The following is a 17,899-nucleotide window of genomic DNA, read 5'->3' on the forward strand; positions in this document are numbered from 1 at the left end:
GATGGTAGAAGGTAGAAACTCTCCCTGCTAAAAGGAAGTGATCTAAAAGGTTGTTCCCTATTTACATCTATTTATACTTAAAGACCAACTGTTGTTAACAAACACTTGGTTTTAATCGCGTTAAGATGACAAAGTGAACGTTATTGAATTAACGCCTTTAATCTATATTATATGCTGTTGCACTTATAATTATCTTTCTTAAAGGTTTAATCATGTCTGCCGTGTAGTATCAATTATGGCATTTATCCATTCATTAAAGTATTAGATGAGCTTAGCTTTAATTTCATTCATAACAGCAGGTACAGAAGTGGTGCTTTATCCGGTAGTAGTGCGTTTTATGATGCCTGTAAAAAAGCATCTCGAAATGCTGCCAGCGCCCAGCTAGTGGAAGCTCTAGAGGCACACATTGAGGTCAGAAGTATAAATGAGTACGGTAATTCTTGATTTGCAGCTAGCTTGTAAGCAGACCAGGGGGTTGCCTGATAAAGCTGTTTTTCAACGCTGGCTTGAAGCAGTAGTGATTCCTTTTCATTCGGAATGCGAAGTTACTATTCGCTTAGTAGACGAGGTAGAGAGCAATGATCTTAATATGACTTATCGAGGACAAGATAAGCCGACTAACGTACTTTCGTTTCCTTTTGAAATGCCGTTAAGTATTGATATACCTCTATTAGGCGATCTGATTATTTGTCGTCAGCTCGTTGAGCAAGAAGCAGCCAAGCAAGGGAAAAGCACCGAATCGCACTGGGCTCATATGGTAGTACATGGCACACTACACTTGCTCGGTTATGAGCACATTGAAGATCATAAAGCCAAAGAAATGGAAGCGATGGAGACAGAGATAATGCTTGCTCTTGGTTATCCTGATCCCTACTTGTTAGAAACAGAAGACTCATGAACCGCTGCTTTAGATTATCCTTTTTTCACCTACAGCAACCTACCTTCACCAGAGAGATCTATAAAAAATGCCATGAGTGAAGAACATTCTCCAAACAGCGAGGCGCCCAATAGTAAAAAAGGATTTTTTTCTGATCTTATTAAGCAGATTTTTCATAATGAACCACAGAACCGTAATGAACTGATTGAGCTGATCTACAATTCCAAGCAAAAAGGACTTATTGACGAAGATACATGCGACATGCTTGAAGGAGTACTGGACATCTCAGAGCAGCGCGTACGCAGCATTATGATCCCACGTTCGCAAATGATTACCCTAAAGAGTAGTCAGACGCTGGATGAGTGTCTGGACGTCATTATCGAGTCAGCGCACTCACGGTTTCCGGTAATTAGTGAACACAAAAATCATATTGAAGGCATTTTTATGGCTAAAGATTTACTGCCGTTTATAAGAAATAAATCTGAACTTTTCGGTATAGAAAAATTATTGCGACCAGCGGTGGTAGTACCTGAAAGTAAACGGGTTGACCGTATGCTGAAAGAGTTTCTTTCCCAGCAATATCATATGGCGATTGTAATTGATGAATTCGGTGGCGTCTCTGGCTTAGTCACTATCGAGGATATTCTTGAGTTGATCGTAGGAGAAATCGCAGATGAACATGATAATGCAGAAGATCATGATATCCACCGATTAAACTGCCAGACATATACAGTGCATGCTCTTACGACCATCGAAGATTTCAATGATGTATTCGGTACGCAGTTCAACGATGAAGAAGTAGACACAATTGGTGGGTTAGTCATGCAGGGATTTGGTCGCCTTCCCGGACGAGGAGAGAGTATTGACATACACGGATATCACTTTAAAGCTGTAATAGCTGACAGCCGTCGTATTATTCAACTTCATGTAAAAGTTCCGAAAAAATCCTTATTACCCAAGCTAGATGACGAATAAATTTATTTTTTTGTTCTCACTTTACCAACAACAACATATACGGTTATTGCTGGCATTATTCACAGGTGCCGTTGGTACGCTTTCTTTCTCGCCTTATGATTCCTGGCCTACTGCGCTATTATCGCTGGGCGGTCTGCAATGCTTGACCCTCGATCGCCTCAAAGGGCAAGCGGTTGCTATTGGCTTCTCTTGGGGTTTTGGTCTTTTCATTACCGGCGTTCACTGGGTATACGTTAGTATCGCTACCTTTGGTGGCATGCCAGTTCTGGTTAACGTTTTTCTAGTGATTTTACTTACGACCTATCTTTCGCTTTATCCAGCGTTATTTGCAGGCATGCTAAATCTTTTATGGCCGCTCACTACACTATGTCGTCTGACGCTGGCAGCTCCTGCTTTATGGCAACTCAGCGAGTTTTTACGCGGCTGGCTATTGACTGGTTTTCCTTGGCTACAATTCGGCTATAGTCAGATTGACGGCCCTCTAAAAGGTTTAGCTCCTCTGATGGGTGTGGAAACACTTACTTTTGTACTAATGATTGACTCAGGGCTACTAGTCTATGCTCTTCGCAAACGTAGTATAAAAAGTGCAGTCGCTGCAATAGCACTGTTGGTACTGCCTTGGCCGCTACGTTATGTCCAGTGGACACAGCCACAACCCGAACGTACCCTTAAGGTTGCTCTGGTGCAGGGTAATATTTTACAATCGATGAAGTGGGATCCACAACAACTTCTTATAACACTCAATATCTATAATAGTCTTAGCCAACCCTTAATAGGTAAAGTACCGCTAATCATCTGGCCGGAATCCGCTATTGCTGATCTTGAAAGTAGCCAGCAGCCTTTTCTACGCTCTTTAGATGCACTGTTACACAAGCATGGCAGTTCGCTTATCACGGGTATTGTTGATTCCCGATTAGAGCAAAACCGCTATCATGACTATAATTCTGTGATTGTTCTCGGTAGTGGCGCATCTTACTCTCACCAGAGCATGAACCGTTACCAGAAAAACCATCTAGTACCTTTTGGGGAGTTCGTGCCGTTAGAAAGCCTACTGCGTCCTTTAGCACCATTATTCGATCTGCCGATGTCGTCATTTAATCGCGGCGACTATCTGCAATCGCAGCTCAGTGCCGCTGGTTACCATATTACCAGCGCTATCTGTTATGAGATTGTGCTAGGCGAGCAAATACGTAGTAACTTCCGTCCGGATACTGATTTTTTACTAGCTATCTCCAATGATGCATGGTTTGGTCACTCTATAGGACCGTGGCAGCACTTCCAAATGGCACGGATGAGAGCCCTGGAATTAGGACGCCCGCTACTACATAGCACCAATAATGGCGTCACTGCTGTTGTGAATGCGCAAAGTAAGGTCGAAAAGATCCTACCACAGTTTACCCGTGCAGTTTTGTTGGATAAGGTAGTACCTACCACTGGTAAAACACCTTACGCACAAGCTGGGTTATGGCCAGTCTGGTTATTGACTTTGTGCACAGCGCTAAGTGCACTATGGCAGTACCTTAAATCATAGTATATTGCGTATCAAATAGCGTTTTGTCGTTGCTCCTTCCTCACTCTTAGATAACTTTTACGCCTTTGTCCCTCTATTTCTGATGTATTAGCTAACTGGCATTATGCCTTACTATTTGTGAAATATTTACCTCCCATAAAACTTTTGAAAGATTTATTAATCGAATAATGTATTACGTTGACTACAGTTCTGTCATTATGGCTATGCCTTGACCTTATGAACAGCATGGTGATGTAGATGTAGAAATGATTTCTTTTTTAGTCTATTCTAAAATTAATCTAATAATTTCCCCATTTCAGCGATCTAATATAAAAAATAAAGAGTTGAATGATTCATTTAAAATTAATCTCGATATTAGCATTTTTAAGATGCTCCTTGCTTATATAATTAAAATTCAAAAAAAAAGGAATGTGTAGGGATATAAGGATCATACATCTTAAATAAATCTAACCTGATTAATTTTAACAGACAGAATGTATTTTGGTTAAAGATACAAAAACAGATAATCAAAAACCAATTTTTCTCAGATGATATTGCTGTAGCGTGATAAAGCTACCACTAATAAAATGAGATTAGTCTTTGTTAAAAATTTTATAAATGTAAAGAAGAGTATTGAGAATAAATTCAAAGATACTTTCTTTAAATATTCTAGAAAATTTTGCGTTACGCTATTTTTTAATATCAATTTTCTTTCTGCTGGAATAAGCCATTATTAATGGCTATCCGCTTTGTCCTCTTCTTTAACAAACTAAATCGGAAGCAGATAATGGGGTTAGGATACGTCGTTACGTGAGAAATTACTACAATAGTACTGGGAAGTATTGTTGACTGACAGCCATATAGGTATGCTATGTGGATCTTGACGCTAAGCGTTATTTATTAACGATCACAGGCTGCTGCCATGCAAGAGCAATACCGCCCAGAAGAGATAGAACCCCGCGTCCAAAAGCACTGGGATGAAAACCAAACATTCAAAGTAACCGAAGATAAAAATAAAGAGAAATATTACTGCCTCTCCATGCTACCCTATCCTTCAGGCCACCTACATATGGGCCACGTACGTAACTACACTATCGGCGATGTAATTACCCGATACCAGCGTATGCTTGGCAAAAATGTTCTGCAACCTATTGGCTGGGATGCGTTTGGCCTACCTGCAGAAAGCGCCGCAGTGAAAAATAAAATCGCTCCGTCAACCTGGACGTACGATAATATTAAATATATGAAAAAACAGCTTAAGGCACTGGGATTCGGTTATGACTGGAGCCGTGAATTAGCAACTTGCAAGCCAGAATACTATCGTTGGGAACAGTGGTTCTTCACTAAGCTTTATGAAAAAGGTTTAGTGTATAAAAAAATATCAGCAGTGAACTGGTGTCCAAATGATCAGACGGTGTTAGCTAACGAGCAGGTGATCAACAACTGCTGCTGGCGTTGCGATACACAAGTTGAACGTAAAGATATTTCACAGTGGTTTATAAAAATCACCAAATATGCTGATGAGTTACTTAATGACCTTGACACACTGGAAGATTGGCCAGAGCAGGTGAAAACCATGCAACGTAACTGGATTGGCCGCTCAGAAGGAATTGAGATCACCTTTGACGTCGCTGACAGCGTAGAGAAAGTCACTGTCTACACTACGCGTCCAGACACCCTACTTGGTACTACCTATATTGCGGTTGCGCCTGGCCATTTTCTCGCGCTGAAAGCCTCAATAGGCAATCCGGTGCTGGCTGAATTTATCGCTGAATGCCGTAATACCAAAGTAGCTGAAGCTGATGTATCTACTATAGATAAAAAAGGGATAGCGACGAGCCTGTATGCAATTCACCCGCTAACTAAAGAGAGAGTGCCAATTTGGATCGCCAATTTTATACTTATGGAGTACGGTACAGGCGCTATTATAGGAGTGCCAGCACATGATCAGCGCGACTGGGAATTCGCTAATAAATACGATCTACCAATTAAGCCGGTTGTACTGAATCTGGACGGCAATGAGCCTAATACTAGCGTCGCCGCGGTAACAGAAAAAGGAACTTTGTTTAATTCAGGTGAATTTAGCGGTCTAAACCATGAACAGGGCTTTAACGCCATTGCTGATACGCTGTCGGCCAAAGGTGTAGGTGTTCGTAAGGTTAGCTACCGCCTACGTGACTGGGGTGTTTCTCGTCAGCGTTATTGGGGAACACCAATTCCGATGGTAACAATGGAAAATGGTACTGTGATGCCGACACCGGAAGAGCAGCTACCCGTCATTCTGCCAGAAGATATAGTTATGGACGGTATTAGTAGCCCTATTAGAACTGATCCTACGTGGGTAAAAACTATTATAAATGGCCAGCCTGCATTACGTGAAACGGATACTTTTGATACCTTTATGGAGTCTTCTTGGTACTACGCACGGTACACCTGTGCTCACTATAACGAAGGCATGCTGAATTCAGATGCGGCTAACTACTGGTTGCCGATAGATCAATATATCGGTGGCATTGAACATTCTATAATGCACCTAATGTACTTCCGCTTCTACCACAAGCTGTTGCGCGACGCAGGCTTAGTAAACTCAAATGAGCCAGCGAAGCGCCTACTGTGTCAGGGCATGGTGCTAGCAGACGCATTCTATTTTCTCGGTTCCAATGGAGAGCGCCACTGGATTTCTCCTGTTGATGTTACGGTGGAGCGTGATAATAAAGGAAATATTATCAAAGCGAAAGATAATCATGGCCGTAAGGTAATTTACGCCGGTAGAAGCAAAATGTCAAAGTCGAGAAATAACGGCATCGACCCACAGTTGATGGTAGAGCGCTACGGCGCGGATACAGTACGTTTGTTTATGATGTTTGCTTCGCCAGCAGAAATGACACTAGATTGGCAAGAATCTGGTGTACAAGGCGCTAACCGCTTCCTGAAACGCTTCTGGAAATTAGTCTATGACCACGCTAAAATAACAACCGTGGCGCTAGACATTAGCAACCTTAATAATCGCCAAAAAAATCTACGTCGTGCGTTGCATAAAACAATTGCCAAAGTTTCAGATGATATCGGCCGTCGTCAGACCTTCAATACTGCTATTGCGTCAATCATGGAATTGATGAATAAACTAGCACGAGCACCGAAGAAGAGTGCACAAGATCATGCACTCTTACAGGAAGCGTTACTAGCCATGGTTCGCATGCTCTACCCATTTACCCCACATGCTAGCTATGTGCTATGGCAGGCCCTGGGTGGTGAAGGTAGTGTAGATGATGCCGTCTGGCCGGTAGCTAATGAAGAAGCTATGAGGGAAGATTTTTTGATGGTAGTAGTACAAGTAAACGGCAAGGTACGTGGTAAAATTACCGTTGCCGCCGATGCAACACAGGAGCAAATTCAGGCTCGTGCTGTGAATGAGAACTTAGTCACTAAATACTTGGAAGGAGTGACTATCCGTAAAGTGATTTATGTACCTGGAAAACTGCTTAACCTAGTAGTAGGTTAAGTTTAGGAGGCATTATGCGATATCTGATTATCAGGCTGTTTATTTTGCTGATAGTCATGATTAATACTGGATGTAATTTTCACCGACATGGTACCACCCAGGTAACCAATAATAAACTGAAGACCCTTATTTTAACCAGCGCCGACGTTTATGGGCCGTTAGCCCGCACGGTAAGTCAGCAACTACGTATTAACAACATCATTCTTGTTGAAGATAATAAGCAAAATAAAAATAATACCCCTATATTAAGACTTGATAAGGAAGTACAGAAAAGCGACACCGCCTCAATGTTTATCAACGGCACTACAGCGGAATATTCTCTGGTCATGAATGTCTCAGCACAAGTTGAGTTCCCGGGAAAAGGCATTTACCCGATAAGCACTACAGTTTATCGCTCGTTTTTTGATAATGCGAACTCTGTGATGGCGCATGATTTTGAGAAAAATATGATGGTGCAGGAGATGCGCCAGCGTGCTGCTGAACAGCTAGTCCGCACACTACTAACAACACTATATACCGTACGAATTAGCAACAATGATATGATACCAGTATCGTCTAGTGCATGAGTGATGCCAGTGGACCATTTCTTCTTCCTACCATCTTATAATGATTAAGATCTATCCTGACAAACTTAGTACACAGCTCTGTAAAGGGTTACATGCCTGTTATCTATTAATCGGAAACGAACCGCTGCTGTTGCAGGAAAGTGCTGATAAGATTCGTGCTGCTGCAACTTCATGGGGGTTTGAGGAACACTTAAATTTTACCCTCGATATTAATACTAACTGGGAGGACCTGTTCGGCAGTTGCCAGTTACTTAGCTTATTTGCCCGACGTCAGATCATTACCTTGTACTTTCCAGAAACCGGGCCCAACTCCGCTATGGCCCATCAATTAAGCAAGCTAGCAAGTCTATTGCACAGCGATATACTATTGGTTTGCCACATGATAAAACTTACTAAAGCTCAGCAGAACAGTGCATGGTTTAAAGCATTTGCAGCATATGCCATCCTAGTTCCGTGCCAGACGTTGGAACATAGGCAACTACCAAGCTGGATTGCCACACGCGCCAAAAGCATGAAGCTATTGGTGGAGGATGAGGTTATCCAGGTACTTTGCTACTACTATGAAGGCAATATGCTAGCTTTGGCACAGGCGCTAGAACGTCTATCACTAATCTGCCCCGATGGGAAGCTTACACTGCCTCGCGTAGAAGAAGCGGTGAGTGATGAAGCACGATTTACAGCATTTCACTGGGTGGATGCGATGCTAGGGGGAAAAGGTAAACGAGCTTTGCATATTTTGCATAAGTTGAAAAACGAGGATAGCGAACCGGTGATTTTAATGCGTACACTACAGCGTGATGTGATGACACTGCTACATCTGCAGCGCTATCAAACGCATCAACCGTTACGCCTGTTAATGGATCAGAGGTGCATATTGCAAACTCGTCGCACACTTTTTATCAAGACCCTACAAAGGGTGGATAGTACACGTCTGCAACAAGCGATTCATCTGCTAGCTCAGATTGAATTAATCTTAAAAAAGGATTACGGGCAAGATATCTGGCCACAGCTGGAGACTCTTTCCCTCATCTTTTGTCATCAACACTTTCCAACGAACTGTGCTTATGTATGAAATGTATGCTGTGTTCGGAGGCACCTTTGATCCAGTGCATTTTGGCCATCTATTTCCAGTTGAAGCACTAGCGCAGCAGGCCAAACTAACGCGCGTATTGTTACTACCAAATAATGTACCACCTCATCGTCCACAGCCGGAAGCTAGTGCTGTACAGCGTATGAATATGCTCCGCTATGCCATTCGCAATCGACCACTTTTCGAAATTGATTCCCGCGAACTCATGTGTGACACTCCATCGTGGACAGTGGCAACGTTGGAGGTTCTACGTAATGAGCGTGGTCCGCAGGCGCCTTTAGGATTAATCATTGGTCAGGACTCGCTATTATCCTTATCAAAATGGTACCGCTGGCAGGATTTGCTGTCACTTTCTCATCTACTAGTTTGTAAACGTTCAGGCTACTCTGTGGAGCTGGGATCTCCGGAGATACGGCGCTGGCTGGATAAACATATCACCACTCAAATAGAGCAATTGCACCAGCATCCCGCCGGTTTTATCTGGATGGCTAATACGCCGCTTGTTAATATCTCTGCCACTGGAATTCGTCAGCGCCGTCTTCAAGGATTGGACTGCAATCACCTCTTGCCTGCTGATGTTTTTGATTATATCAATCGCGCAGGACTCTACTTGAAATAACTTCACCTTGGTTATATATCGCTTAGATAAAGGGCGTGCTATACTATTTAGCTTAATTTTTAGCTACTTTATCAAGGTCAGAGAACAGGCAATCACTTATCCGAATAAAAGGGGAACCTTTTGCAAGGCAAAACTCTACAAGAGTTCATTATTAATAAAATTAATGATCTTAAAGGTCAGAATATCGTCTCACTTAATGTTCAAGGTAAATCTAGTATTACCGACTGCATGATTATCTGTACAGGTAAATCTATGCGTCACGTGATTTCAATTGCTGATCATGTGGTGCATGAATCCCGTACAGTAGGCATAGTGCCATTGGGCGTAGAAGGTAAAAATACGGCTGACTGGGTAGTGGTTGATCTGGGGGATGTTATCCTGCACGTGATGCAGGATAACATCCCCCAAATTTATGAGCTGGAAGAACTTTGGAGCTAATATATAAAATTACGGCCTATATCCGTAGATACTAAAATGTTTGACTGATTAAAAAAAGATACCTTATATTCCAGTCGCTTTTCCACAGATATATAGACGAACCTGTAGTAAGATTGCCTGTGATAAAACATGGCAAGGGTACTAATATCAAGTGTATTCTGGAAAAGAGAGTGAAGAGATGCCAGCTGCAATGTACAAATATAACGGCATCCCGTGTTACATTGAGGCTTCTGAAATACAAGTGGAAAACGTCTCTGATCGAGTATCAGAGCGGAATTCTAGTAATTTTAGCTTTTAGCAATGAGATGGCTTCCACTGAGTTAGTTTGCTGCTCAGTAGAAAAGCTTAGCTAACAATAATTTAAGATCCTTTAAATGCTCCCTGTACCCCGGTTACACTTACAATTTGTTATTAAGAGCATTTATCAAGCATTGTTGAATGCATCACCACCAATTATTCTTATTATCGTGAATAAACAGTGAGACTAACCCCGATATTTTAAGTAGCGGATGAAATTACAAAGCAACGCCTTTCGCGATTATAGTACTGAACAGAAAATCTTTGTCCGCCGGGCATTAATTGCTTTTTTTGGAATTTTAGTGCTTTCTAGCATATTAGTAGTCAATCTTTACCACCTACAGATTATACGCTTTAAAGATTATAGTACCCGTTCTAATGAAAACCGCATTAAGTTAGTACCAGTAGCACCGAGCCGTGGCATTATTTACGACCGCAACGGTACTGCACTGGCGCTTAATCGCACTATTTATCAAACGGAGCTTTTACCAGAAAAAGTTAATGATATTAAGCAAACACTACAGGATCTTCGGCCCATCCTCGATCTCACTGAGGAAGATATAGACTCTTTTGAAAAAGAACGCAAGAGATCACATCGCTTTACCGCGGTCCCTGTCAAAATCGGTCTTAATGATGTACAGGTAGCACGCTTTGCCGTTAACCAGTATCGTTTTCCCGGCGTCGAAGTTAAGGGATACCAACGTCGCTATTACCCTTACGGTGCTACCTTGACCCACGTTGTTGGATACGTCTCCAAAATTAATGACCGCGATGTTATGCGACTCGAGAAAGAAGGCAAGTGGCCGAACTATGCTGCAACACATGATATCGGCAAGTTAGGTATAGAAAGTTACTACGAAGATATTCTACATGGTATTACTGGCTATGAAGAAATTGAAGTTAATAACCGTGGACAGGTGATCCGTCAGCTACATGAACAGTCACCACACGCGGGACGCGATATATGGCTGACCATCGACCTCAATCTTCAGCAGTATATTGAAACCCTACTATCTGGTAGCCGTGCTGCGGTGGTAGTCAGCGATCCGCGTACTGGTGAGATTCTAGCAATGGTCTCTACGCCCAGTTATAATCCCAATTTATTTGTCGATGGCATTTCAGGTAAAGATTACCGCGCATTGCTCAACGACGAGAATCACCCACTTTATAACCGCGCCATTCAGGCTTCTTATCCTCCTGCTTCTACGGTAAAACCTTATGTGGCTATCTCTGCACTGAGCACAGGAGTGATTAACCGTAACACCACACTATTTGATCCTGGTTGGTGGCAACTGCCAGGCTCGGAAAAACGCTATCGCGACTGGAAAAAATGGGGCCATGGACGTGTGAACGTAACAAAATCGCTAGAAGAATCTGCTGATACCTTCTTCTACCAAGTAGCTTATAATATGGATATTGATCGTTTATCGGAGTGGATGAACAAGTTTGGCTATGGCCAGCGTACAGGCGTCGATCTACCGCAGGAGAGTGCTGGCAATATGCCAACTCGCGAATGGAAGATGAAGCGTTTTAAAAAGCCATGGTATCAGGGAGATACAATTCCGATCGGTATTGGTCAAGGCTACTGGACAGCAACGCCACTACAGATGAATAAGGCTCTAATGATTCTAATTAACGATGGTGTAGTAAAAGTGCCTCATCTGTTGCGCGCTATACGCGAAGGATGCAGTATAGTACCTTGGCGTCAACAGCTGATTGAGTCGATCGATGATGTTTATTCCGGTTACTGGGAAATTGCCAAAGATGGTATGTACGGGGTCGCTAATCGCCCTAATGGCACGGCACATAAAAGTTTTGCCGACGCACCTTATAAAATAGCCGCTAAATCTGGTACGGCGCAAGTTTTTCGTCTTAAAGAAAATGAAATCTACAATGCGAAAAAAATCGCAGAGCGATTGCGCGACCACAAACTAATGACAGCTTTTGCTCCTTACGATAAACCACGTGTCGCCGTTACCATGATTCTAGAGAATGGGGGCGCTGGAGCGGCAGTGGGTACTATGATGCGGAATATTCTCGACCATATTATATTGGAGAATAAAAATACGGATCTTTCGGATGCCTCCCTAACGCCCCGTACTACGAAGGTAAACAAGAGATGTCCATAAACGACAATACGCAGAAAAGATCTATGTGGATTCGTATCCATATCGATCCAATGTTTATGCTGATAATCCTTGCGTTGCTCACCTACAGTGTCGTAGTTATCTGGAGCGCCAGTGGGCAAGATTCGAGCATGATGCAGCATAAGATTATTCAGATTGCGATTGGTCTGGTGATAATGCTATTACTTGCACAAGTACCGCCGCGCGTGTATGAGGGCTGGGCTCCCTATTTATATATTGTTTGCATGACACTGCTTATTACGGTGGATGCCTTTGGACATGTCAGTAAAGGGGCACAGCGCTGGCTCGATCTAGGAATAATACGCTTTCAGCCATCGGAAATTGCGAAAATCGCTGTCCCTCTCATGGTGGCTCGCTTTACCAACCGCGATATTTATCTACCAACTTTTAAAAATACCAGTATTGCACTCATTTTGATTGCTATACCGACGCTGCTAGTAGCAGTACAGCCCGATCTTGGGACTTCGTTTCTGATTGCTGCATCCGGGCTCTTTGTGCTATTCCTTTCTGGTATTAGCTGGAAACTAATTGGTACATCGGTGTTTCTGGTGGCGGCTTTCATTACTGTGTTGTGGTTTTTTCTCATGCACGACTACCAGCGTGACCGTGTCATGATACTGTTCGATCCAGAAAGCGACCCACTCGGTGCTGGCTATCATATTATTCAGTCAAAAATTGCCATCGGCTCTGGGGGGCTACGAGGAAAAGGATGGTTGCACGGTACTCAATCACAGCTGGAATTTTTACCTGAACGGCATACTGACTTTATTTTTGCCGTACTTGCCGAAGAGCTCGGGTTGGTAGGCGTACTGATTCTACTCGTGCTTTATCTTCTACTGATTCTGCGTGGGCTAATGATTGCTACACGTGCGCAGACTACTTTCGGACGTGTGATGGCGGGTGGGTTAATGCTGATTTTGTTTATTTATATTTTCGTTAATATCAGCATGGTAAGTGGTATTTTACCGGTGGTTGGCGTGCCTCTGCCCCTAGTCAGCTATGGAGGGTCTGCTCTAATCGTGCTTATGGCGGGATTTGGCATCATAATGTCGATCCACACTCATAGAAAAATGTTATCTAAAAGCGTTTAAGAAGATGCATATGTATAAAAAATAGCCTCGCTATTACTACATATTGTTGGTTTTGTCTGTTTGTACACACTCGAACCTTATAATTTATAGTATCGTTACCAACCTAGAATAGCGGCAGGCTTGTTCCAGATATGAAAATTCTAAGGGCGATAAAAATAGTGAATGATTAATCGAGGAATATCTAAAATGAGAGTGAATATAATGGATATTAGCTTCTCATGGAAGATTTCACTAGTGCTAGCGAAAAAACATAGATAGCTACCTGGTGCAACCTTAGGGAGTACTGGGACACTGCAAAGTAATCGATTGTAAAAGATAAGATTCCGAATGAGCTAATCGACAGTGGAATACTTTCCAAGTTTCTATTTTTTAGTGATGTATATACGACGTTATTTGTTAACGTTATTTGTTAAAAGTCATGAGATCGTAGCGCGTGTTAAAAATTGATGGATATCCCTATTGATATCCAGTACATCAGTAACTTATAGGACATACGCAGATTGTACATGGTAGCAATTTCTAAACTTCAGCAACTAAGCATAGTAGATTATTAGCTTATTCTAGGTATCTCTATTAAAAATAGAGATTCTACGATAAGACATAGTAAAATAAGTAGTTATTATGGTGAATTATTTTCCTAACTTATAACTCATTGCCATAAATATTATGTTCCATAATATAGAACAGTACATAAATGTATGTAGTATTTTCAAATACCTAACATAAGAGTACACTCTCTTTCTTATAAGAAAGTTCACTTCAATACTATAATCCAAAGTATGTCGGAGATTAATTCCTAAAAGTGCCTTTTGAAAAACTATAAGGCTAGAAAGTGCTTGTTAAAAACAATGCAGACGTAATTCACTATCCTCCTCATTCTGCCATAATAATAACCAACTAATGTATGTATGCATTGGGCGATTAAAGAGCAAAGAATATTCACCAAGACGACTCTTCAAAGTAGGCAGAGACTCTTGAAATATCCTAACAATGTTATTTAAAAGTTTCTTACTAATGTTCTTCAATTCTAGTTACCGACTCACTAGTTTCCCAACTGACGTGAGATCTTAACTCTAAATTACGGTAATAATGCTTGTTTAATAAAAATGGATTACTTTATTGTGCGGTAGGATGCTTTTATCTACATAATTAACGACCACATTAACATTAATATGATAGTCCTTTTACTTCGATATTAGCCTGTTTTTATTCATACGGATTTAATATGAAAACAAAACTAAATGTACAGCTTGAATTTCCTACCCCTTTTACTTATAAAGTACTAGGGTTAGCGCAGCAGGAGCTTGTTGATCGAATAGTTGAAGTAGTGCAACACCATGTACCGGGTGACTATTTGCCAAATATAAAATCGAGTAGTAAAGGTAATTACTACTCGGTCTCAATCACAATTCATGCTACCCACATAGAGCAGATAGAAACCTTATATGAAGAGCTGGGCAAAATTGATATCGTGCGGATGGTGTTATAAGCGCCAACCTTAGCAAAAGAGATCTTCTTGCCATTTTTTTCTAACATCCTAACCTTTATTAGGACTGCCGTTTTGTTAGCGAATAAGCTTTTAATTCGAAAACTAGGTAAACGCAGCTGGCAACCCGTTTCCGATGCAATGCATGAATTCACTGATCGTCGCAATGATAAAAATCACGACGAAGTTTGGTTAGTCGAACATCATGCAGTTTTTACCCAGGGCCAGGCAGGCAAGGCCGAACACCTGCTAATGCCAGGCGATATTCCGGTAATGCAAAGTGATCGCGGTGGTCAGGTAACTTATCATGGCCCTGGCCAACAGGTCATGTACGTATTGATTGATATCAGGCGACGTAAGATAAGTGTTCACCAATTGGTAACCGTGCTGGAAAAGACAGTACTGGCCACTCTGGCACAATTCGATGTAAAGGCGCACACGCGTCTTAATGCGCCAGGTATTTATGTGGGAGAAAAAAAAATCTGTTCTCTTGGCCTACGTATCCGTAAAGGCTGCTCTCTTCATGGCTTAGCGCTCAATGTGGCGATGGATTTAACACCATTTCTGCGCATCAATCCCTGTGGCTATATCGGCATGCACATGACACAACTGAGCGCCTTTCAAACTAACGTTAGTCTTGCCGATGTCCAATTGCTACTAGTAGCAGCCTTCGCACAATATCTGGGTTTTAGCCAAGTAGAATGGCTGACAGCTGAAACGAAGTCCCTACCTTAAACTTACATAAAATATTACAAAATGATAAACTTTTCGTTACGGAATAGTTGCTTCTTCTAAGCAGAACTGATGTAATTATTAATGTTTTTTTAAAAAAAGTTTTTCAAATGGAACGTAACATTAAATATTCTGACATAGATAAGACGGCGCTTATCCCAGTACAACCTGTTTTGCTTGAAAAGCAAAACCTATTACCTAAACCTGAATGGTTAAAAATTAAGCTACCTGCAGATTTTAAGCAAATACAAAAAATTAAAGGAGCAATGCGCAAAAACGGCCTGTATTCAATATGTGAAGAGGCCTCATGCCCTAACCTAGCTGAATGTTTTAACCACGGAACCGCAACTTTTATGATCCTTGGTTCTACCTGTACTCGCCGATGTCCCTTCTGCAACGTGGGGCACGGCCGCCCCACCATGCCAGATGGTAATGAGCCACTTAAGCTCGCGCAAACAATTTTTGATATGGAGTTACGCTACGTAGTTATTACTTCTGTAGCCCGTGACGATCTTCGAGACGGCGGTGCACAACACTTTGCTGACTGTATTACTGCCATTCGTAAAAAAAATCAGTCAATCAAAATTGAAACACTATTACCCGATTTTCGAGGCTGTATGGATCGTGCTCTGGACATCCTTCAAACCATACCGCCTGATGTTTTTAGTCATAATCTTGAGACTGTACCGCGTATATACCCCAAAGTCCGTCCTGGTGCAAATTACAAGCAATCACTAAAATTGTTAGGGCGTTTTAAAGAAATACATCCTGGTATCCCAACCAAATCGAGTCTGATGCTCGGACTAGGAGAAACCAATATGGAAATTATGGAAGTTATGCGTGATTTACGTTGTTATGGTGTCAATATGCTAACTTTAGGTCAGTATTTGCAACCAAGCCGCCACCATCTTCCAGTCCAGCGTTACGTCAGTCCTATAGAATTTGAGAACATAAAAAAAGAAGCGTTAAAAATGGGTTTTACCTATGCTGCATGTGGTCCTTTTGTTCGATCTTCCTATCACGCAGATATGCAGGCAAAAGGGCTGGCAGTAAAATAAACCAGAAGATTACACTCTTTAAGACCTTATTTATATCACTCTTTTTATTTTTTATGCGTCACGCGCTCTGCTGGAACATCTTCAACAGCTGTTTTAGTCGCTGTAGATTCATCATCTTTCATAGCTTTTTTAAACCCTTTAATTGCAGAACCTAAATCGCTACCTAATGAACGCAACTTATTAGTACCAAATAACAGTACAATAAGCGCACCAATGAGCAGTAATTTTGCAAAACTGATACCTTCCATACTTTACCTTTCGACCTCAAAAAAAATAATACTTCCATTTACGCTTAGATCAGCAAAAAGCTCAACAAAAAATTGCAACAACTTAAGAAGTTTGTGTTGTATTAAATACATCCGTTCACCCATGAACCTTATCAATACGTAATTGCAGATACTGTGTCATAGTTGTGAATTTAAGCTTGGTTCAAAAACTATTTCTGTAATAGAGCTTTGTGAATTCATGTTATCTTTGCACGTGAGATAAACCTAGTAGGTTAGAGATATATTATTTTTTTTACGTGATTAATTTGGAAGATTTGATAACTTAATCTGGCTGCTAACTTTAGCATGATGCTGCTACTCTATGTACAAAATATTGTATATTGATTATGGATGAAACTAATTTTGTTTTTTAGTAATAAAAAAACCCGCCATATGGCGGGTTTTTGAATTCTGACTGTTAACTTACAAGCTGATAACGTTAGCAGCAGATGGGCCTTTAGCTCCTTCGGTGATTTCAAACTCTACACGCTGACCTTCAGCCAGAGTTTTAAACCCGTTGCTTTGGATAGCAGAGAAGTGTACGAATACATCCTTGCTCCCATCTTCTGGAGTAATGAAACCGAATCCCTTAGACTCATTAAACCACTTAACGTTACCTTTGATCTTGGACATCTACATTACCTTTACATGAAAAATGAACACTAAAACTGTGTCAACGCCTAGTACAGCAATTGCTGTGCCATTTGTCCAGCAACAATTGATGAAAAAGTGATAAATCTAGTTCTTTTGTCGTTACTACGCATTTTTTTGGCGGAGATATTTATATTGGGACTATTACAGTTAATAAAATAAGTACTTCCGTAGTTATAACGCTATAAAACATAGATAATCCAGCAGATGATAATGCTATTCTTTTAACAAAACGAGAGGAAAGGCCCACACCCATACAGCAAGTTCAATTGCTACGTGCCTTTGCACCTAAAGTAAACTTTATACTAAGATGAGGATGTTGATCGCTCATTAACTAAGGTGCTTTTAAGCAGCCATAGTGAACAAAATTAGTACTAATTAATAAATCTTTAAATCCATCGGATATGGGGTTAATTGCTCCTAGTACTGTAACCTAATAAATTATTTTATAATTTATTAGGTTGCTCTTTCTCGTTGCAGATGTGCTCGTCATATTAAGAACAACACTGTAGAATCATTATGCACACAAAAATAAAATAATGTCAAATGAAGTTTCACAGCTAGTTTAAATTAACTAGATTTTAGTAACATTAA

At 41.2% G+C, this 17,899-nt stretch carries 15 protein-coding genes; 13 read left to right on the forward strand and 2 right to left on the reverse strand.

The window, feature by feature from the left end; genetic code table 11:
• The first annotated feature begins 424 nt into the window (after positions 1-424).
• From ybeY to lipA, 13 genes are all read left to right on the forward strand, one after another.
• Positions 425-898, forward strand: coding sequence for an rRNA maturation RNase YbeY (gene ybeY / locus FD729_RS00920; RefSeq protein WP_159931421.1), 474 nt, complete (start codon positions 425-427; stop codon positions 896-898).
• 72 nt (positions 899-970) lie between these two features.
• Complete coding sequence (corC, locus tag FD729_RS00925) at positions 971-1,852, forward strand: CNNM family magnesium/cobalt transport protein CorC (RefSeq protein WP_159931422.1); 882 nt, start codon at positions 971-973, stop codon at positions 1,850-1,852.
• Positions 1,842-3,383, forward strand: coding sequence for an apolipoprotein N-acyltransferase (lnt, locus tag FD729_RS00930; protein WP_370461850.1), 1,542 nt, complete (start codon positions 1,842-1,844; stop codon positions 3,381-3,383). Before corC ends, lnt begins: the two co-directional genes overlap by 11 nt.
• Positions 3,384-4,284: 901 nt before the next feature.
• Entirely contained in the window at positions 4,285-6,864 is a 2,580-nt protein-coding gene (leuS, locus tag FD729_RS00935; RefSeq protein WP_159931423.1) for a leucine--tRNA ligase, read from the forward strand.
• A 14-nt stretch (positions 6,865-6,878) separates the two neighbouring features.
• Positions 6,879-7,430, forward strand: a complete 552-nt coding sequence (lptE, locus tag FD729_RS00940) for an LPS assembly lipoprotein LptE (protein WP_159931424.1) — start codon at positions 6,879-6,881, stop codon at positions 7,428-7,430.
• Between the two features lie 40 nt (positions 7,431-7,470).
• Complete coding sequence (gene holA / locus FD729_RS00945) at positions 7,471-8,502, forward strand: DNA polymerase III subunit delta (protein WP_159931425.1); 1,032 nt, start codon at positions 7,471-7,473, stop codon at positions 8,500-8,502.
• Entirely contained in the window at positions 8,495-9,139 is a 645-nt protein-coding gene (gene nadD / locus FD729_RS00950; protein WP_159931426.1) for a nicotinate-nucleotide adenylyltransferase, read from the forward strand. Before holA ends, nadD begins: the two co-directional genes overlap by 8 nt.
• Before the next feature lie 120 nt (positions 9,140-9,259).
• A complete protein-coding gene (rsfS, locus tag FD729_RS00955; protein WP_159931427.1) occupies positions 9,260-9,577 on the forward strand; it encodes a ribosome silencing factor in 318 nt (105 codons plus the stop codon).
• A gap of 509 nt (positions 9,578-10,086) precedes the next feature.
• Complete coding sequence (mrdA, locus tag FD729_RS00960) at positions 10,087-12,003, forward strand: peptidoglycan DD-transpeptidase MrdA (RefSeq protein WP_159931428.1); 1,917 nt, start codon at positions 10,087-10,089, stop codon at positions 12,001-12,003.
• Positions 11,994-13,112: a peptidoglycan glycosyltransferase MrdB gene (gene mrdB, locus FD729_RS00965; RefSeq protein ID WP_370461852.1), complete on the forward strand. Its 1,119-nt coding sequence runs from the start codon at positions 11,994-11,996 to the stop codon at positions 13,110-13,112. The genes mrdA and mrdB overlap by 10 nt, the downstream gene beginning before the upstream one ends.
• A 1,225-nt stretch (positions 13,113-14,337) precedes the next feature.
• Positions 14,338-14,601, forward strand: a complete 264-nt coding sequence (gene ybeD / locus FD729_RS00970; RefSeq protein WP_159931429.1) for a DUF493 family protein YbeD — start codon at positions 14,338-14,340, stop codon at positions 14,599-14,601.
• 72 nt (positions 14,602-14,673) lie between these two features.
• Complete coding sequence (gene lipB / locus FD729_RS00975) at positions 14,674-15,333, forward strand: lipoyl(octanoyl) transferase LipB (protein WP_159931430.1); 660 nt, start codon at positions 14,674-14,676, stop codon at positions 15,331-15,333.
• A gap of 107 nt (positions 15,334-15,440) precedes the next feature.
• A complete protein-coding gene (lipA, locus tag FD729_RS00980) occupies positions 15,441-16,388 on the forward strand; it encodes a lipoyl synthase (RefSeq protein ID WP_159931431.1) in 948 nt (315 codons plus the stop codon).
• Between the two features lie 44 nt (positions 16,389-16,432).
• Here lipA and tatE read toward each other — a convergent pair whose 3' ends face one another.
• Complete coding sequence (gene tatE / locus FD729_RS00985; protein WP_159931432.1) at positions 16,433-16,636, reverse strand: twin-arginine translocase subunit TatE; 204 nt, start codon at positions 16,634-16,636, stop codon at positions 16,433-16,435.
• Between the two features lie 441 nt (positions 16,637-17,077).
• The gene (cspE, locus tag FD729_RS00990) at positions 17,078-17,287 is read right to left on the reverse strand and encodes a transcription antiterminator/RNA stability regulator CspE (protein WP_033751857.1); all 210 of its coding nucleotides are present in this window, start codon (positions 17,285-17,287) and stop codon (positions 17,078-17,080) included.
• Positions 17,288-17,899 lie beyond the last annotated feature (612 nt).

This window comes from Pantoea sp. Nvir (assembly GCF_009829915.1).
In the GTDB taxonomy this organism is placed as follows: Bacteria; Pseudomonadota; Gammaproteobacteria; order Enterobacterales; family Enterobacteriaceae; genus Pantoea.

Excerpts from the sequence above, each read along its gene's own strand:
- ybeY (WP_159931421.1), top strand. The coding sequence starts at position 425 with ATGAGTACGGTAATTCTTGATTTGCAGCTAGCTTGTAAGCAGACCAGG.
- corC (WP_159931422.1), top strand. The coding sequence starts at position 971 with ATGAGTGAAGAACATTCTCCAAACAGCGAGGCGCCCAATAGTAAAAAA.
- lnt (WP_370461850.1), top strand. The coding sequence starts at position 1,842 with ATGACGAATAAATTTATTTTTTTGTTCTCACTTTACCAACAACAACAT.
- leuS (WP_159931423.1), top strand. The coding sequence starts at position 4,285 with ATGCAAGAGCAATACCGCCCAGAAGAGATAGAACCCCGCGTCCAAAAG.
- lptE (WP_159931424.1), top strand. The coding sequence starts at position 6,879 with ATGCGATATCTGATTATCAGGCTGTTTATTTTGCTGATAGTCATGATT.
- holA (WP_159931425.1), top strand. The coding sequence starts at position 7,471 with ATGATTAAGATCTATCCTGACAAACTTAGTACACAGCTCTGTAAAGGG.
- nadD (WP_159931426.1), top strand. The coding sequence starts at position 8,495 with ATGTATGAAATGTATGCTGTGTTCGGAGGCACCTTTGATCCAGTGCAT.
- mrdA (WP_159931428.1), top strand. The coding sequence starts at position 10,087 with ATGAAATTACAAAGCAACGCCTTTCGCGATTATAGTACTGAACAGAAA.
- mrdB (WP_370461852.1), top strand. The coding sequence starts at position 11,994 with ATGTCCATAAACGACAATACGCAGAAAAGATCTATGTGGATTCGTATC.
- ybeD (WP_159931429.1), top strand. The coding sequence starts at position 14,338 with ATGAAAACAAAACTAAATGTACAGCTTGAATTTCCTACCCCTTTTACT.
- lipA (WP_159931431.1), top strand. The coding sequence starts at position 15,441 with ATGGAACGTAACATTAAATATTCTGACATAGATAAGACGGCGCTTATC.
- tatE (WP_159931432.1), bottom strand. The coding sequence starts at position 16,636 with ATGGAAGGTATCAGTTTTGCAAAATTACTGCTCATTGGTGCGCTTATT.
- cspE (WP_033751857.1), bottom strand. The coding sequence starts at position 17,287 with ATGTCCAAGATCAAAGGTAACGTTAAGTGGTTTAATGAGTCTAAGGGA.